General features: G+C 65.6%; 14 protein-coding genes. 4 read left to right on the forward strand and 10 right to left on the reverse strand.

Annotation, left to right across the window (positions count from 1 at the left end; all coding sequences use genetic code 11):
- Positions 1 to 6 precede the first annotated feature (6 nt).
- The 4 genes from OG203_RS37910 to OG203_RS37925 are packed head-to-tail and all read right to left on the reverse strand — an operon-like array spanning position 7 to position 4,128.
- Positions 7 to 1,017 carry an ABC transporter ATP-binding protein gene (locus tag OG203_RS37910; RefSeq protein WP_405162011.1) on the reverse strand — a complete coding sequence of 337 codons (1,011 nt, stop codon included), beginning with the start codon at positions 1,015 to 1,017 and terminating at the stop codon, positions 7 to 9.
- A complete protein-coding gene (locus OG203_RS37915; RefSeq protein ID WP_405162012.1) occupies positions 1,018 to 1,842 on the reverse strand; it encodes a carbohydrate ABC transporter permease in 825 nt (274 codons plus the stop codon).
- Positions 1,842 to 2,753 carry a carbohydrate ABC transporter permease gene (locus OG203_RS37920; protein ID WP_405162013.1) on the reverse strand — a complete coding sequence of 304 codons (912 nt, stop codon included), beginning with the start codon at positions 2,751 to 2,753 and terminating at the stop codon, positions 1,842 to 1,844. Before OG203_RS37920 ends, OG203_RS37915 begins: the two co-directional genes overlap by 1 nt.
- On the reverse strand, positions 2,746 to 4,128 hold the full coding sequence (locus OG203_RS37925; RefSeq protein ID WP_405162014.1) for an extracellular solute-binding protein: 1,383 nt from the start codon (positions 4,126 to 4,128) through the stop codon (positions 2,746 to 2,748). Before OG203_RS37925 ends, OG203_RS37920 begins: the two co-directional genes overlap by 8 nt.
- Before the next feature lie 190 nt (positions 4,129 to 4,318).
- Between OG203_RS37925 and OG203_RS37930 the strand changes: the two genes are divergently transcribed.
- The 3 genes from OG203_RS37930 to OG203_RS37940 are packed head-to-tail and all read left to right on the forward strand — an operon-like array spanning position 4,319 to position 8,001.
- Positions 4,319 to 7,348, forward strand: coding sequence for an alpha-mannosidase (locus OG203_RS37930; RefSeq protein WP_405162015.1), 3,030 nt, complete (start codon positions 4,319 to 4,321; stop codon positions 7,346 to 7,348).
- 37 nt (positions 7,349 to 7,385) lie between these two features.
- Positions 7,386 to 7,631 (forward strand): type II toxin-antitoxin system Phd/YefM family antitoxin, encoded by a 246-nt coding sequence (locus OG203_RS37935; RefSeq protein ID WP_405162016.1) that lies wholly within the window; start codon positions 7,386 to 7,388, stop codon positions 7,629 to 7,631.
- Positions 7,618 to 8,001 (forward strand): type II toxin-antitoxin system VapC family toxin, encoded by a 384-nt coding sequence (locus OG203_RS37940; RefSeq protein ID WP_405162017.1) that lies wholly within the window; start codon positions 7,618 to 7,620, stop codon positions 7,999 to 8,001. The genes OG203_RS37935 and OG203_RS37940 overlap by 14 nt, the downstream gene beginning before the upstream one ends.
- Positions 8,002 to 8,035: 34 nt before the next feature.
- On the opposite strand, the gene OG203_RS37945 is transcribed toward OG203_RS37940, so the two are convergent.
- From OG203_RS37945 to OG203_RS37965, 5 genes are all read right to left on the reverse strand, one after another.
- Complete coding sequence (locus OG203_RS37945) at positions 8,036 to 9,448, reverse strand: cytochrome P450 (protein ID WP_405162018.1); 1,413 nt, start codon at positions 9,446 to 9,448, stop codon at positions 8,036 to 8,038.
- Complete coding sequence (locus tag OG203_RS37950; protein WP_405162019.1) at positions 9,442 to 10,521, reverse strand: alpha-hydroxy acid oxidase; 1,080 nt, start codon at positions 10,519 to 10,521, stop codon at positions 9,442 to 9,444. The genes OG203_RS37945 and OG203_RS37950 overlap by 7 nt, the downstream gene beginning before the upstream one ends.
- A complete protein-coding gene (locus OG203_RS37955) occupies positions 10,518 to 12,086 on the reverse strand; it encodes an NAD(P)-binding domain-containing protein (protein ID WP_405162020.1) in 1,569 nt (522 codons plus the stop codon). Before OG203_RS37955 ends, OG203_RS37950 begins: the two co-directional genes overlap by 4 nt.
- 23 nt (positions 12,087 to 12,109) lie before the next feature.
- Positions 12,110 to 13,507 (reverse strand): class I adenylate-forming enzyme family protein, encoded by a 1,398-nt coding sequence (locus tag OG203_RS37960; protein WP_405162021.1) that lies wholly within the window; start codon positions 13,505 to 13,507, stop codon positions 12,110 to 12,112.
- 70 nt (positions 13,508 to 13,577) lie between these two features.
- On the reverse strand, positions 13,578 to 14,225 hold the full coding sequence (locus tag OG203_RS37965; RefSeq protein ID WP_405162022.1) for a WXG100 family type VII secretion target: 648 nt from the start codon (positions 14,223 to 14,225) through the stop codon (positions 13,578 to 13,580).
- A 65-nt stretch (positions 14,226 to 14,290) separates the two neighbouring features.
- Between OG203_RS37965 and OG203_RS37970 the strand changes: the two genes are divergently transcribed.
- Positions 14,291 to 14,830, forward strand: a complete 540-nt coding sequence (locus tag OG203_RS37970; protein WP_405162023.1) for a hypothetical protein — start codon at positions 14,291 to 14,293, stop codon at positions 14,828 to 14,830.
- Positions 14,831 to 14,850: 20 nt separating this feature from the next.
- Here the strand turns inward: OG203_RS37970 and OG203_RS37975 are convergent, their stop codons facing one another.
- Positions 14,851 to 15,876 carry a WD40 repeat domain-containing protein gene (locus OG203_RS37975; protein WP_405162024.1) on the reverse strand — a complete coding sequence of 342 codons (1,026 nt, stop codon included), beginning with the start codon at positions 15,874 to 15,876 and terminating at the stop codon, positions 14,851 to 14,853.
- Between the last annotated feature and the right edge of the window lie 33 nt (positions 15,877 to 15,909).

Below are 15,909 nucleotides of genomic sequence, written 5' to 3' on the forward strand. Positions count from 1 at the left end.
CGATGGTTACGCGCGTAGCAGACCTGATTCGGCGTCGTATAGCAGGACTCTGTCGGGTTGGGGGATCACCCAAGCGTCGGTGCCAAGGGCGGGCTCGTCCGCCTCTGGCACCGTCACACCTACGCTGAACCCGTCCGCCGCCACGGTGACCAAGGAGGTTGCGCCTAGGTGTTCGACCGTGGATACCTTGCCGTGCAAGGCATCCGGTACTGGCGTGGCGGAATAGCCGAGGTACTCCGGGCGGGCACCCCAGATGACGGAGGGGTCCAACCCGACCAGCTCGCCTGGGATCAGGTTCATCGGCGTTGATCCGATGAAGTTGGCTACGAAGGTGTCGGCGGGGCGGCGGAATACCGCACGGGCGGTGCCGAGTTGGCGGATCCGGCCGTTCGACATCACCGCGATGCGATCGGCCAGAGCCAGCGCCTCGGCTTGGTCGTGGGTGACGAAGACGGTGGTGACGCCGAGATCGTGTTGCAGCTTCTTCAAGAAGGTGCGGGCTTCCAAACGCATGCGTGCGTCGAGGTTGGACAGTGGTTCGTCGAACAGAAAAACCTTGGGGTGGCAGGCCATTGCGCGTGCCAGCGCTACCCGCTGCTGCTGCCCGCCGGAGAGTTCGGCGGGTCGGCGCTCCATTAATCCCTGTAGGGACAACTGATTTCCGGTTTCGGTCGCCTTCGCCGCCCGGGTACGGCGATCGGTGCCGCGGACCTTCAGCGGGTAGGCGATGTTGTCGAGCACCGTCATGTGCGGGAAGAGCGCGTAGTCCTGGAACACCATCGCCACGTCGCGCCGGCCGGGGGACAGCCGGGTGACGTCCTTCGCACCGATCCGAATCTGGCCGCTGGTCGGGGTTTCCAGCCCGGCGATGGTGCGCAGCAGCGTGGTCTTGCCGCAGCCGGACGGCCCGAGCAGCGCGAAGAACTCACCGTCGTGAATCGTGAAGGCCAGGGCGTCAAGGGCTTTCACGTCGCCGGGGAAGACCTTGGTCAGGTCAACCAGATCGATCCGAGCCATCTAGGACTTGATCCCTCCGTGGAACCGAAACCCGTAGCGCCGGTTGACGAACAGGTACATCAGCACGACCGGAATCGAGTACAGCAGCGAGAACGCCGAGATCGGGCCGAGCTGTGCCCCGCCGCCCTCGTCGTAGAAGGTGCGCACCACCACCGCGGCGGGCTGCTTGTCCTGGTCGCGCAGCAGCAGAAACGGCACGAGGTAGCTGCCCCACACATTCACCACGGTCCACACGGCGATCGTGGCCAGCCCCGGTCGGGCCAACGGCACCACGATGTCGCGCAGGATGCGCAGCGGTCCGGCCCCGAACACCCGCGCCGATTCCTCATAGGACCGGGGCACCCCGTCCATGAAGTCCTTCAGGATGAAGATCGCCGCGGGCAACAATCCGCCGGACAGCACGAGCACCACGCCGAACTGCTTGTCCAACAGCCCGATCTTCCAGATCATCAGGAAGATCGGCACCATCGCCGCAGTGCCGGTGACCACGCTGGACAGCAACAGCAGCAAGTAGAGCAGCGCGTCACGGCCGGGAATCCGCACCCTCGACAGCGCGTATGCCGCCAGTGCCGCGCTGGCGACCACCAGCACCATGCAGGAGACGGACAGAACTACGGAGTTCCACAGCGAACCCATCGTCAGGTCGTTGTCGAACAGTGCCGAGAAGTGCTGCAAAGTAGGCTTTTTCGGTATTCGTGGCGCATACCCGGGATTGGCGTCGAACGGCGCCGAGGCGAGCCACAGCATCGGCAGCGCGAAGAATCCGGTTACCACCGCGACGAAGGTATAGAAAACGATCCGGGAAACGATCTGCCGAGCATTCATCACGTCCTCCGCCGCAGCAATCGCAGATAGAACAGCGCGAGCACCAGATTGATCAGCAGCATCAGTACCGACGCGGCGGCGCCGTACCCCAATTCGCCGTCATCGATTCCCTGCCGGTACAGGAAGATCGGCAGGGTTTCGCTGCGATGGTTCGGCTCACCCCGCGTCAGCAGATACGGTGTGAAGTCGTTGAACGTCCACAGACTGATCAGCAAGGTGTTGGTCAGGACGTGCCCGCGCACGTGCGGAAACACCGCGTCGCGCAGCATTTGCGGCCCGGACGCCCCGGCCAGCCGCGCGGTCTCCAGGTGCGACGGCGGCACGGTGGACAGCGCCGCCGAGTACAGCAGCATGGAAAAGGCGGTGCCGCGCCAGATGTTGAACACGATGATGACGGCCAGCGGCTGCTGGATCATCCAGGCATAGCCGGGAGTGTGCAACAGGCGGTTGGCGGAGCCGTCATCGCGGTCGAGCATGGCGATCCACAGCACGGCGACCACACTGGCCGGCAGGATCCAGGCCAGCAGCACCAGGCTCTCCACCACGGCGCGCACCCAGCGGACGGCATCGCGCATCGACCAGGCGAGGGTGAAACCGAGGAAGTTCTGCCCGACGATGGCCGAGCCGAACACGAACAGCAGCGTGATCCACACGCTGTTCCCGAACAGGGGGTCGGTGAGCGCCTTGGTGTAGTTGCCAAGTCCCACAAAGGAAACGTCCACCGAGGTGCGCCCGGACACGGTGAGGTCGGTCAGTCCGATCCACAGCAGCCAGAGTGCCGGAAACACCAGGAACGCCGCGACAAGCAGCAGCGCCGGGGTGACGAACGCGCTCGCCTTCCAGCGCCCCAATCCGGCGACGTCGGTATCGGGTGCGTCCCGCTTGACGGCGGCAGCGGCCGGGTCAGTCACTGGCTACGTTGTCCTTGCCGACCGCCGCCGCCACCGCTTTGCCGTAGTTCGCGGCGGCATCCGCCGTGCTGGTACCGGTGACCACATCCAGCGTCGCCTGCTGCAAGGCTTGGGAGACCTTGTCGTACTCCGGCAGCGCGGGGCGTAATGACGTGATCGGCAGGATCTGGTCGGACACGAAGGTCAGCAGCGGGTCGCCGCGCAGCGCGTCGGCGTTCACATCCTGTCGCGCGGTGATCCGCGGCCCGCCGCCGGCGATCAGCGCCTGGTACGCCTCCGGTGAATTCATGAATTGCAGTAGTTCCCAAGCCAATTCGACGTGTTTGCTCTTCGGGCTTATCACCCGCCCGCCGCCGCCGGATACGCTCACGAAGTCCTGGTGATTCACCCCGGCCCCCGGTGTCGCCGCGGGGATCTTCGCCCAGCCGACCTGGGTGTCTCGATCGGCCATCGGGAAGCTGCCCCCGGTCGGGTTCAGCACGTCGTGCCAGAAGTAGTCGCTCTCCAGCAGGATGCCGACCTGTCCGGCGGCGAACTTCTCGAAGCTCTTCTCCCGGCCCTTGACGTCCTGCTGCAATTCCGCGTCGCCAAGCTTCTCGCCGTACAACGTGCGGTAGAAGTCAAGCACCGTACGGAGTTTCGCGGTGTTCCCGACCCACTTGCCGCCCTCGTACAACGTGCTGCCGGTGCCAGCGAGCAACGGCAGTATGCCCTGCGTTGTCGTCGCTTCGCCGAAGCTGGTGCCCGCGTTCAGCTGCACCGGAAGCACGCCCGGCACCGCCTTCAACTTGCGGCCTGCGTCCAGCACCTGGTCCCAGCTGGTCGGTTGCCAGTCCGCGGGCAGGCCGGCCTGCTGGAACAGCTTGCGGTTGAAGAACAGCACGCGGCCATCGGTATTCTGCGGTATGCCGTATTGGGCGCCGTTGTAGGACGTCAACTGCTGCACCGTTGCCGGGATGTGCTGCCAGCCCTCCCACGCCTTGACCTTGTCCGCGCCGACCAGGTCGGCCAGCGGTTTGATCTGCTCGCCCTCGGCGAACTCGCCGACCCAGATCCCGTCGAGCGACACCACATCGGCGCCGGTGCCGGTCTTCAGGTCCTTGGCAATGCGGCTCTTGTAGTCCTCGTCCGCGACCCCGGTCGCCTGGAACTTCACCTTTACGGTGACGCCCTTGGCCTGCTGGTCGGCCACGAATTTCGGGATTACCCAGTCTTCGATCCACTTCGCCTCGGCCGCGTTCTTCCCGCCCGCCGAGTTGATCGCGTTCGCGGTGATCGTCAACGAATCCCCACCGCCCGACCCGCAGGCCGCCGCACCGACCAAGAGCGAGCTGACGCTCACCACCGCCGCGAACATCCGCCAGTTCGATGCCATGGGGTCCTCCTGAAAGGCAAATCCATCCTGCCCCTGACGTTGTCACAACACGTCGTCCGCCGACGCCCATTCCCCGGAATAAGGCCGAAGGTTCGCACACGCCAGGCCCAAAGTGGGCGGTGTACCGGAGAATTCACCACCCTGTCGCAGAATGGGTTGATCACGTCCTCGACCGATCGGAGCCACCGCCATGCACGATGACCGTCGGTTGATCGAGGACCGTCTCGGACGGGTTCTCACCGAGCGGATCGTTCCCGCGATCTATCCGGAGTCGGTGCCGCTGACGGTGTCCATCTGGGTCGCGCCCGATGAGCCCGTGCCGGTAGCCGAAGGCTTGGCCGCGCCGCGCACACCTACCCATTCCGGTGCACCGTGGGGCGCGCCGTGGGGGACAAGCTGGCTCACGGTCGAGGGAACGGTGCCGGATGCGTGGGCGGGCAAGACCGTCGAGGCGATCATCGATCTCGGCTTCGATCCGAACATGACCGGTTTTCAGTGCGAGGGCCTGGTCTATCGGCCGGACGGATCGCCGGTCAAGGGTCTGCACCCGCGTAGTCAGTGGGTGCGGGTGGCGGCACCGGCGGTCGGCGGCGAGCAGGTGCTGTTGCATGTCGAGGCGGCGTCGAACCCGGTCATTCCCTTCTTCGCGCCGATGCCGCTCGGCGACAAGACCACTGCCGGTACTGAGCCGCAATATCGGCTCGGCCGAATGGATCTCGTGGTCTTCGATGACGAGGTCTGGCAGCTGGTGCTGGATCTGGAGGTGCTCGGCGAGCTGATGCACGAGATGCCGGAGGATCCGGCGCGCCGCTACGACATCGTGCGTGCGATCGAGCGCGCGCTCGACGCCATCGATCTGCGCGACGTCAACGGCACCGCGGCGGCGGCGCGCGCATGTGTGGTTGATGTGCTTGCCACACCGGCGATACCGTCGGCGCACACGGTCTTCGCCGTCGGGCACGCGCACATCGACTCGGCGTGGTTGTGGCCGTTGCGTGAGACGGTGCGCAAGGTCGCGCGCACCACCGCGAACATGACCGCGTTGCTGGCCGATGAGCCGGAGTTCGTCTACGCGATGTCGCAGGCCGCGCAGTACGACTTCATCAAGCGGCACCGGCCGGAGGTCTACGAGAAGGTCAAGGAGGCGGTGGCGGCGGGACGGTTCGTGCCGACCGGCGGCATGTGGGTCGAGGCGGACACGAATATGCCGGGCTCCGAGGCGATGGCGCGGCAGTTCGTGCACGGTAAGCGGTTCTTCCTGGAGGAGTTCGGTGTCGAGGATCAGGAGGTGTGGCTGCCCGATACGTTCGGGTTCGCGGCCGGGCTGCCGCAGATCATCAAGGCCGCCGGGGGGAAATGGCTACTGACGCAAAAGATTTCCTGGAGTCAGATCAATCAGTTTCCGCATCACACGTTCCTGTGGGAGGGCATCGACGGAACGCGGATCTTCACCCACTTTCCGCCGGTCGACACCTACAACTGCTCGATGCAGGGGCGCGAGATCGCGCACGCCGCACGGAATTTCAAGGAGAAGGGGCGGGCGTCGATGTCCTTGGCGCCGACCGGATACGGTGACGGCGGTGGTGGGACGACGCGGGAGATGGTCGCGAAGGCCGCTCGGATGAAGAATCTCGAGGGTTCGCCGAAAGTGGTGTGGGACAAGCCCGCGGAGTTCTTCGCCAAGGCCGAGGCCGAGTATCAGGACCCGCCGGTGTGGGTGGGGGAGCTGTACCTGGAGTTGCATCGCGCCACGCTGACCAGTCAGGCGAAGACCAAGCAGGGGAACCGGCGCAGCGAGCATCTGTTGCGGGAAGCCGAACTGTGGGCCGCGACGGCGGCGGTGCGCAAGAACGTCGAGTATCCGTACGCGGAACTGGACCGGATCTGGAAGACGGTGCTGCTGAACCAGTTTCATGACATTCTGCCCGGTTCGTCGATCGCGTGGGTGCATCGGGAGGCGGAGCAGACGTACGCGGTGGTGGCGCAGGAGCTTACGACGCTCATCGAGCAGGCTCAGTGGGCGCTCGGCGGTGAACGGGTGGGGCCGAACGTGTTCAACCCGGCCCCGCACGCCTGGCGGTCGATTCCGGCCGGTGCGGCGGGTCCGGAGCAGTCGGGTCATCCATGCTCGGTGACCGAGCGCGCGGGTGGCGGATTCGTTCTCGACAACGGACTTTTGCGGGTCGAGGTGGATGCGCGCGGACTGATCGTTTCGGCGTTCGACCTCGAACATCAGCGTGAAACGCTGCCGCCGGGTTCGGCCGCGAATCTGCTGCAGTTGCACCAGGATCTGCCGAACTCCTGGGACGCCTGGGATGTCGATATCTTCTACCGCAACCGCGTCGTCGACCTCACCGACGCGGACTTCGTTGTGGCAGAACAGGACTGCGTTCGGGTCGGCCGCTCGTTCGGGTCCTCCAAGGTCGAGCAGACCCTGACGCTGCGGGCAGGCGCCCACGGCCTGGACATCGACACCAGCGTCGACTGGCACGAGACCGAGAAGTTTCTCAAACTTGCCTTCCCCCTTGATATTCACGCCGATCGCTATGCCGCCGAAACCCAATTCGGCCACATGTTCCGCCCCACCCACACCAACACCAGCTGGGAGTACGCGAAGTTCGAAGCCTGCAACCACCGCTTCGTCCACGTCGCCGAGCCGGGCTGGGGCGTGGCGCTCGTCAACGACTCCACCTACGGCCACGACGTCACCCGCACGGTCCGGTCCGACGGCGGCACGACGACCACGGTTCGGGCATCGCTGTTGCGGGCCCCGCGCTTTCCCGATCCGGAAACCGACCACGGCGCCCACCACTTCCGGCACGCACTGGTCCCGGGAGCCTCGATCGGCGACGCGGTACGCGCGGGCTACCGCGTCAACCTCACCCCGCTACGCCCAGGCGTCGCCGACCCCGTCGAGCCACTGTTCACCATCGACAACGACGCGGTAGTCACCAGCGCCGTCAAACTCGCCGACGACGGCACCGGCGATGTCGTCCTCCGCGTCTACGAGGCACACGGTGGCCGAGCCTCAGCACTGGTGACCCCCGGTTTCGACATCACCGGATTCGAGGTCTGTGACCTGCTGGAACGACCGCTGCGAGGAGACGCCCCCGCGACCTCGGAGGACGCGGGAGTTCGGCTGCGGCTGCGGCCTTTCCAGCTGGTGACCCTCCGTTTCGCCCGTTCCTCCAAGTCACGATTGCCTCCTCGGGCCATGTGACTAGACTAAACTAGACTAGATTTGGTAGTTTAGGCCTATGACGGCAGTAAACATCCATGAGGCCAAGACGCACCTGTCCAGATTGCTCGAACGTGTCTCGAAGGGGGAGCGCATCGTGATCTCCAAGGCAGGTAAGCCGATCGCTGACCTGGTGCCCCACCGCGCGGCTCCGGTGACGATCGGCGGGTTGAAGGGGCAACTGCAATACAGCGACAGCGCCTTCGACATCGATCCCGATATCCAGCGGATGTTTTACGGGGACGACGCCGATGCTTCTGCTTGACAGCCAGACCGCGCTGTGGCTGCTCGATGACAATCCTCGACTGGGCGTGACGGCTCGCAAAGCGATCACGTCCACGTCGGAGGTCTATGTTTCGGCGGCGACAATCTGGGAGCTGACCATCAAGTCCATGCTGGGCAAATTGACAGTGCCGACGAACCTCACCGACATCATGGGTGATCAAGGCCTCGGGATTCTCGACGTGACGGGACAACATGCGGAGGGCTTGCGTGAGTTCCCCGAGTTGGTGCGGCACGACCCGTTCGATCGGTTGATCACTTCTCAGGCGTTGTGCGAACGGCTCCAGTTACTGACCGCGGACCACGTCCTGCTAGCACTGGGACGGGATTTCATCGTCGATTCTACGCAGTAGATCGTTCGGCGGGTGAGCCGCCGATGCGCCTGAGTCAGTGCGGTGGAGCGGAAGTAGGCTGGCGCGAGCCTGTTACCGGGCAGGCCGATGGCTCCTGAGAGTCCTGCGCGGCGAAGTATGTTGCGCAAAGGCTTTGATGGCGGGCGTCGAGGACCATCCAGGTGCCGAGGACTAGTTGGGTGATGCCGCGCCAGACGTCCTCGAATCGGTCTCGTGCTCGCAGGGCGGTCAGGCTGGTGCGCAACAGGATTGGGGGTGGTGGGTTGTCGGTGGATAGTAGGAGGCAGGGGGCGCGGTGGGGGATGGAGCGGGTGTGCGAGACGGAGGACTGTAGGCGGTATCGGTCCAGTACGGTTCGGGTGACTACGCGCATCGCGATCGGCGATACCCGCCAGGCGGGGCAGGGGCGGTTGGCGGCTACGCCGAAGGGGATGTGAGTTTCCCTGGGGTGCTGGGTGGACCAGCGGTCGGGGTCGAAGCGGTCCGGGTCGGTGTGTCCGGTGCGTTCGAATTCCTGGTAGTTGAAGCACAGGACGGTTCCCGCGGGGATCGTGCTGCCGTCGTCTATGTCGATGTCGCCGGTGGTGATTCGGTGCGCGATACCGAATAGTGGGAATTGGCGCAGTGTTTCGTCGAGCACGTGGTCCAGATAGTGGGTGTTGGGCTCGGCGAGGATGCGGGCCTGCACGTCCTGGTGCTTGGCGATGGCCAGCAGTAGGTGTGCCATCCCCTCGGACATCTGCACGACGGCGGTGTTGAAGAACGCGCCCTGGAGGTAGTAGGCGCGTTCGCGTCGGCTGAGCAGGCTGGGTAGCTGGTGCGGCACATCACCGGCGTCGATCCTGGCGAGCAGGTATCGAGTGAGGCGGTCGCGTCGGCGCATGTGTCGCAGGCCGGTGCATTTCAGTGAGGACACCACGTCGTCGGCGTTGCCGACGATGAGATCCCGCGCGGTGCGCGGGCATGGCTCGCGAAAGACCAACTCGTAGAAGAACTCTGCCCAGATCGGCATCATCAGGTCGCGCAGTCGAACCAGGGTCATCGGCCCGGTCGGCAGCTCGTCGAGTACCCGGCGGGCGCAGCGGTCGGCGAGCTGCTCGATCGCGGTGGTCGGCAGCGACAGCACGGCACGGGTGGTGCGTGCCGCCTCGTCGTAGCGTGGACCGTCCTCCAGATGTTCCTGGTGCACTTCGGGTCCGGGCGCGAGCCAGTACCAGAACAGGTCCGACAGCGCCGCTCCTTTGCTGCGCCCCTTGGCCGACGCGTTCGCGTACAGCCGCAGGAACAGCTCCGGTCCGCCGCGCTCGCCGGGCAGGGTTATCTCGTTGCTGCCGTTGACTTTCGCGAAGATCCACACCCGAAGGGCAACCACCGCCCGCGGCAGCCAGCGCGACACCGCCCATAGCGCGGCCACGATCGCCAGTGCCGGTGTCGATCTCCTCAGCATCGCGCCGCCGCCCCGCGCGCGACGACCAGGCCGGCGTTCAGTTCGGACAGTTCGGCTATCCCGCAGAGGGTCAGTGTGTGTTCGAAGTCGCTGCGCAGGGTGTCCAGCACCCCGGTGACTCCCTTATCGCCGCCGACGGTCAGGCCCCACAGCACCGGCCGTCCCACGCCGACCGCCGTGGCGCCGAGCGCGAGCGCCAGCGCGACATCCGAGCCGCGACGGACACCGCCGTCGACGAATACCGGGATCCGACCGGCCACCGCGGCGACGACCGCGGGCAGCGCGTCCAGGGCCGCGGGCGCGATATCCAGTTGCCGCCCACCATGATTGGACACCAGGATCGCGTCGGCACCGTGGTCGATGGCCAGCCGCGCGTCCTCGGGGTGCAGGATTCCTTTGAGTACCAGGGGAAGCCGCGTCACCTCGCGAAGCCGGTCGAGGTGGTCCCACGTGAAATCGGACGACATCCCGATCTGCCGTACTTCGCTTTCGGTCACCCCGGGCAGGCCCCGCATGTTTTCCGCGTACAGGCCCGCGGGCAGGTCGGTGAAGGCATGGCGGTCGTCCCTGGTCCGGCGGCCGTGTGCCGGGGAGTCGACGGTCACCATCAGTGCGGTGCACCCTGCTCGCTCGGCTCGCCGGACGATCTCCTCGGTCACCTCCGGCTGGGGCTGCAGGTACAGCTGGAACCACACGCGCGCGTCTCGGTCGATTTCCCGTGCGGCGGCGGTGACCTCGACGATGGCCACCGTTGCGGCCATGCTCGCGGTCAGGATCAGCCCGGCCGCAGCCACACCCCGTGCGGTGGCCAGCTCGCCCTCCGGGTGGGCCAGCCGGTGAAACGCGGTGGGGGACACGAACATCGGCATGGAGCCAGGGTCGCCGAGCAGCGGCGTCGCGATGGACCGGGCGCTGGTATTCCGTAACACCCTGGGTAGCAGCGCGAGCCGACGGAAAGCCTGTTCGTTGTCGGCCAAGGCGATCTCGTCGCCTGCCCCGCCAGCGAAGTAGTCGTAGTGCACCGGATCGAGCAGCTTCTTCGCCCGCTGCTCTAGCTCGTCCAGGCTGGTCATCGCGTCGGCTCCGGCGCGCGCAACGAGGTCTCGAGGAAGTCGAAAAGTGGCTTGCGGTGCACTGTTTCGTGCGTCCACTCGTTCTCGAGGTTCTCCGAGATGTGGTGTTCGGCGATCTGCCGGTCGCCGCGATACTGCCGCAGCACGGGGTGCAGGTAGCGGCCGTCCAAGGCGTGTTCGGCGTCGGATTGGGTGAAGCGTCGGGCATTGATGTCGAACGGGTCGAGCCGGTCGTGATCCTTGCCGTACTCCAGCGTGACCACCAGGTAGGTGTCCACCTCGCCGAAGAAGCCCGCCGCGACGGCTTCCGCCACGAAATCGACCGGAACTTCCTCCCAGTACCGCGCTTGCCCCTGCGCGGTCAGCGTGACGACGTCGCCGAGGAAGCCGAACATCTGCCACAGCGCGGAGGTCCGGTTCACCCGCTCGAGTATCGCCTCGCCTACCTCTGCGGAGGTTCCCGCCAGCGCACGGTGCGGCCAGTCCTGCCCATGGTGGCGCTGCTCCAGGATTCGGTGCAATGACCTTGTCCCATAACGGAATCCGTGGATGAAGCCACTGGTTGACTTCTTGAAATCGCGTTGTTGAGTGATGGTGCCCGCGAAGTACACGTCGGGCACGTTGGTCGATTCCCATGCGGGGGTCTGCGCCGGGAATCGGTTGTTGATCACCAGCTCCGGTCTGCATTCCGGCGCGAAGATCGAGGCGTCGAACCGGAACCCGGTGGCGGCGATCACCCGGTCGTAGCGGATGTCCTTGGTGACCTCGTCGGCCCGGGAGAAACTCACCGTCACCAGGTACGACGAGTCGGGCTGCCGGGCGATGTCGAGGATGTTGCCGTCCAGGATCGCGTTCTGCGATTTGAGCTGGTAGGTATCGAGGAAGTTGTTGTTGACCGCGCGCAGATGTCCCACGAAATGCGACTGCCAGGACATCCGGATGGAATGGGGTCCGGCGACGTGGATGACGGCGGCGGTCTCGACCAGGTTGTCGGCGGTTTCGAAGGCCGAGTTGCCTTTTCCGATGATCAGCACCCGCTGGTTGATGAACTCCGCCGGGTCTACCGACATGTCGGCATACAGTTCCGCGGTCTCGATACCGGGAATCTCCGGGACGTAGGGCTTCGAGACGCCGGTGGCCAGGATCAGCCGTCGTGCGCGCAGCACATTGCCGTGCTGGTCGACGGCCTCGAACAGGTCGGGCCGGGTGATCTGCTCGATCCGCGTGTCGTATTGGACCGACAATCCTTGTCCCGCAGCGAAATCGCCGAGGTAGCGGACCATGTCGTCGGCGGAGGGGAAGTAGCGCTGCGAGTACTCCTTGAACAGTGGACCCGCCAGCAGCGAGTTCCAGTCCATCCGCAGGTTCAGTTCAGCGTCGTCCCAGCCCGTGTACACCTTGTTGATGGAGATCAGCTTGCGGTGCCGGGGGAACCTGCTGAAGAACGTGCCCGGGGCCGCGCCGGCCTCCACGATCAGGTAGCTGCGGTCGGCCTGCTGTAGGTGGTGGCCCATTTGGAGGCCGGCGGGCCCCGCGCCGATCACCAGGTAGTCGAGCTCGGTCAAGGTCTCCTCCAAAATGTCGTGCTTTACCGCGGATATAGCTCCAGTAAGGCCTGTTTGTCCGGCTTGCCGCTTGCCGCGATCGGGGCGTCGAGCACCACCGTGTAGGTCTGCGGCACGCTCGACTGGCCGAGCTCGGCGCGCACCAGCGCGGATAACGCGGTCGAGTCCGGCGGGTGTCCGGCTCGGGGGACTACGAAGGCGTGTATCGCCTCGCCGGTGCGGTCATCAGGCGCGCCGACGACATAAGCCTGGTCTACATCCGGGTGGCTGGCCAGCACGCGTTCGATCGGGCCCGCGTAGACCGGCAGCGCGTCCACGATGATCACGTCCCGTGCGCGGCCGGTCAGGTGGAGATACCCGTTGGCGAGGTAGCCCAGATCGCGGGTGCGTATCCAGCCGTCGATCAGCACTTCGGCGGTCTCTGCCTGGTCGCCGAAGTACTCCGACATCATGTAGTCGCTGCGCACGTAGATCTCGCCGTCCCGGATGTCGACGCGCACGCCGGGCAGCGGACGGCCGACCGAGGTGAGTACGCCCGCGCCGATATCGCGGGGTGTCAGCGCGGCCAGGCCGCCGGTCTCGGTCTGCCCGTACGCCTGATGCACCACCGGCCCCAGCGCGTGGACCGCGGCTGCCAGCCGGTGCGCGGGCAGCGGCGATCCGGCGACCAGCATGGCCAGCAGGCTGCCGGTGTCCGTCGGCGTGGCGCGCAAGGCGTCCAGCATCTGGTAGAGCCGGGGCACGTTCATGATCGTGGCGGTGATCCGTAGCCGCTCGATGACCCCGGGAAAAAGTGGCGTGCCATCGGGTTCCGGGATCACTGCGGTACCGCCGCCGAGCAGGCACAGCGCGAGGTAGTCCTGCACCACCGCGCTGGCCAGCGTGCCGAACAGCAGATAGCGGTCGAAGCAGGCGGCCAACTCCGCGGTGTCCTGGCTCCACGTCTGCCTGCCCCAGGACCAATGCGCGGACAACGCCCGGTACGTCTGCGCGCAGCCCTTGGGCAGGCCGGTGGTGCCGCTGGTGTAGGCCACTCGGGCGATGTCACCCGGTCGCGCCTCGATTGTCAACGACTCCGCTGGGCCACGCAGCAATGCCGCGACCTGGTGGTCGTCCAAGACGGCGTCCACTCCGTTGCTCAGCACATGGGCCTGCTGTCGCTGGCTCAGGCCGGGTCGTACCCCGATGACACGGCAGCCGAGGGTGTACGCCGCGAGGTAGGCGGCCAACGACTCGGCGCTGACGTCCAAGGTCATGGCGACACCGCACCCCGGGCCGAGCCCTGACCTGCGCAATCCACCGGCGATCGTGCTCGTCATCGTGAGCAGCTGTCCCCGGGTGGTCGAGCGCTTCCCGTGCTCGACCATCACCTGCTCCGGAGCGGCATGCAATGCCCGCACGATCGACCCAGGAAAGCTCACCGGAGGAATGATAGTGATTCCGGCGTCGAGATACTTTGAGATTCAACAAGTTTGGCCGCTCCGCCAAAGCTTATTCGCCGTCCGTGACCGTGCCCTCCGGCGTGTACATGTCAGCCCGGAAGGCTTCGCGTGGCGTGATTTCGGTGTCCGTCACCGTGCCCTCCGGCGTGTACATGTCGGCTCGCAAGGCTTCGCGTGGCGTGATTTCGGTCGGGCGCATCGCGTCGGTTCGGAAGGCCTCGTGTGGCGTGCTTTCGGTCGGCCGCATCGCGTCGAATGGGGCGGTACCCCGCTCTGTCACCGTGGCGTCGCGCAAGAATCTGCTTGTCGGTGCCCAGTCCGTGGACTTGCGATCGGCGTAGTTGTAGGGGCGCGCGATGGCGTCACGCCTGGTGGGGTGGAGTGGTTCTTTAGCATTCGCCATCTCCTTCTCGTTCTCCTCGAACGTGGTCGCCGAGTCCCTGAGGTTCTTGGCGTTCGAGTGGAAGACGTCGACGAGGGTGGATAGCGAGGTGAAGGTGTTGTCGCGGTTCTTCTTGTATCCCTTGTCCCCGTTGGCGAAACGTTCACCGGCGTGGTCGTCGCCCCACGGCTCGCCCTTGCTTTCAGAGGAGCTCTTCAGATTGTCGAGCACCTTCTTGGCGCGGTCGGCGACCTCGTCGAATCCGGTTGCCGCGCGACGCAGTCCGTCCGGCTTGATCTCTACGGGTTTACTCATTGTGATCCTCTGTTGTGGTGTCCTCGGCCAGGGAGGTGAACGGGTGATCGGTGTAGTATTTCGACGTGCTTATCGCTCGGTCGTCGGTTGAATGCCAGCTCTACATGGACCTGCACGCCTGCTCTTGCGGCGAGACGAGTTTCGAGGCAGACCACGTTTTGCGTGAGGACGACGAGGGTCGTCTGCTCGCCGTGTACGGGGGTAGTTGTGCGCGCTGCGGGCTGCCGCGGCAATTCACGTTCGAGCTGGATGAGGCGATTCCGCCCTCGCCGCCCGCATTCGGTGGTTCCGTCGCATCGCGGATCATCTGTCCCGGTGAATTCCTGCTGGTCGCCGAGCAGGCTGCCGCATCGGTCGCCCTGGTACCGGCGGCCGACGCCGCGCCGCAACAGCTGGATCCCGACCGGCTCGCCGTGGCTACCGCCGTCGCGGCTGTGGAAGAAGTCTTGAAGTTCATCCCGGACGCTATGGACGCCGTGCCCGCCGAAGCGTTCATCTCGTCGGTCGGTCGCGCCGCCTACGCCCGCGAACCAGGACGGTTCACTCGGGCGCGGCTCGAAGCGACCGCGACCGCCTACCGGGATGCGCTGGCTGCCCGCCTCTAGTTCCTGGACTATGTTGTGCGTCAACGGGTTTCCTGTGGACGCAGGAGTTGGACGTGGTCGCCCCACGGAACGATCACGCTGCCGTCGGGGGCGGCGGCGCAGTTTCTGATGCTGCCGGAGCCGGTGCTTGTTTCGGCGATCAGGCGCCAGTCGCGTGGGTCCCACATGCGCAGCCAGTTCTGGCCGTCGGCTCGCAGCTCACCGCCACCGGCCAGCACGATCGGTCCGGTGGTGGTCTGGGCCCAGGTGATCGTTTCGATTCGACCGGGGCAGGTGACCGTCGTCGTCTCGCGTTGTTCGGTGAGATCCCAGACGCTCAACCCCTCGTCGCCAACGACGACCGCGAGAAGGCGTTCATCGAGGACGCCCGTCGCCATCGATGCGGCTGATGCGTTGTAGGGCAGGATGATTGGGGTACCGAGACTTTCACCAGTCTGGATATCCCATGCCGTGAGATGTGATTCGGAGTCGTCCGGGTCCAGCAATGGCCGTTCGGCATAGGTCGATCCGGTGACTACCACCGTGCGGCCGCGGTGTTCGGTGACGGCGATCGAATCGGTGTAACCGCCGTGCCGCAACCAGCGTTCGCATTGCCGGGTCGCGATGTCCCACACCTCGACCGAGCCGGAGGCGACGGGAACCTCGTACACCGACGAGGTCGCACCCGCCCCTCGGCCGATCAGCAGCAGGTCCTTCGCGGCAACGAGTGCCTTTGTGCGACCGTACAATTCGGCGACGGGCTGTTCGAGTGGTTTACCGCTTGTCAAGTCCAACGCCTGGACACGGCCGCCGATATCGCTGGTTACCGCGATCGGGGTTCCGTCGAGATCGGCGATCGTCAGAAGCACAAGGGTGTCTTGGGTGTCGGGAATGTGTGTGCGGCCGAACTGCTCACCTGACGCCAGATCGCAGGCCGCGAGTGTTGTCCCCGCGATGGAGATCGCGGCCGGTCGCGCGTTTATCTCGGCGTAGGCGACTGCTCGTACCGTCTCGTTCGGTGCGTCGGTCGGTGGTGTCCGCCATACCTCCGTGAAGGTCGCGGTCATGATCGCTGTCCCATTTTGTCCTCCTACGCCATT

This window comes from Nocardia sp. NBC_01499, assembly GCF_045040275.1.
Classification (GTDB): Bacteria; Actinomycetota; Actinomycetes; order Mycobacteriales; family Mycobacteriaceae; genus Nocardia.

Bases quoted from the DNA above. Each gene is read 5' to 3' on its own strand.
- OG203_RS37910 (WP_405162011.1), bottom strand. From the start codon at position 1,017: ATGGCTCGGATCGATCTGGTTGACCTGACCAAGGTCTTCCCCGGCGAC.
- OG203_RS37915 (WP_405162012.1), bottom strand. From the start codon at position 1,842: ATGAATGCTCGGCAGATCGTTTCCCGGATCGTTTTCTATACCTTCGTC.
- OG203_RS37925 (WP_405162014.1), bottom strand. From the start codon at position 4,128: ATGGCATCGAACTGGCGGATGTTCGCGGCGGTGGTGAGCGTCAGCTCG.
- OG203_RS37930 (WP_405162015.1), top strand. From the start codon at position 4,319: ATGCACGATGACCGTCGGTTGATCGAGGACCGTCTCGGACGGGTTCTC.
- OG203_RS37935 (WP_405162016.1), top strand. From the start codon at position 7,386: ATGACGGCAGTAAACATCCATGAGGCCAAGACGCACCTGTCCAGATTG.
- OG203_RS37940 (WP_405162017.1), top strand. From the start codon at position 7,618: ATGCTTCTGCTTGACAGCCAGACCGCGCTGTGGCTGCTCGATGACAAT.
- OG203_RS37945 (WP_405162018.1), bottom strand. From the start codon at position 9,448: ATGCTGAGGAGATCGACACCGGCACTGGCGATCGTGGCCGCGCTATGG.
- OG203_RS37950 (WP_405162019.1), bottom strand. From the start codon at position 10,521: ATGACCAGCCTGGACGAGCTAGAGCAGCGGGCGAAGAAGCTGCTCGAT.
- OG203_RS37965 (WP_405162022.1), bottom strand. From the start codon at position 14,225: ATGAGTAAACCCGTAGAGATCAAGCCGGACGGACTGCGTCGCGCGGCA.
- OG203_RS37975 (WP_405162024.1), bottom strand. From the start codon at position 15,876: ATGACCGCGACCTTCACGGAGGTATGGCGGACACCACCGACCGACGCA.